This window comes from Arthrobacter sp. TB 26, from assembly GCF_000427315.1.
GTDB lineage: Bacteria > Actinomycetota > Actinomycetes > Actinomycetales > Micrococcaceae > Arthrobacter.
Genome location: NZ_AUPJ01000072.1, coordinates 4,709 through 5,391 on the forward strand (window position 1 = coordinate 4,709; position 683 = coordinate 5,391).

1 protein-coding gene is annotated in these 683 nt (G+C 64.6%); it reads left to right on the plus strand.

What is annotated here, in order from left to right; genetic code table 11:
• Positions 1–166: 166 nt before the first annotated feature.
• Positions 167–683, plus strand: a 517-nt coding sequence (locus tag K789_RS0101520) for a hypothetical protein (RefSeq protein WP_024365202.1), incomplete at its 3' end; no start/stop codon positions are given.

Sequence of the window (683 nt, forward strand, 5' to 3'; positions counted from 1 at the left end):
CCTCGGCCGCAACCGGGACACCGCCGCGCGCGAGGCCGGGGACCGGATTCCTCCAGCGGGCAGTTCTATCCATCCATCGAATGGAGATACGGCTGTAAGATCTTCCGTGGGTGTTTGGCCGTGATGGCCCCACCGCTTTGTTGATCCGAACTACGTAGGGGAATCAATGGCCGGAACCTTTGTCGGCGCCAATCTTCAAACCCGGTTGTCTGCAGTCGTCGCCGTCACGTGCCTGGCAGCCTTAGTCGCAGCCTGTGCCCCCGCCCCCGAACTCCGGACCGCCGGGCTGGATCTTGCCGCGGCCAAAGAGTCCACTCGCGCGCAGCAGGATGAACTGCTGTCGGTGATCCCCTCCTCGGCCGTGTCCACGACAAAGCAGACCGGGACCTCCCGTGCCCTTTTTCAGTGCGAGACCGGCGGATACTACTGGCCGGGCACCATGGATGTTGTCCTCAACGGCGACGCCGACGGCCCGGCGCTGCTGGAGCAAATCAAGGCTGACCGGTCCGCCAGAAGCGGCTGGACTGTCAAGGACAAGACGAGCGTCAACGGAGATCCCGAGCTGGTGATCGTCAGCCAGGACGGCTTCCGGCACTCGATCGAGTTCAACCCCCAGCGGAACGCGCTGAACGTCCTGTCCTCGTCCGCGTGCTTCGACATGGCGGGAACTCCCGAACCGGGCG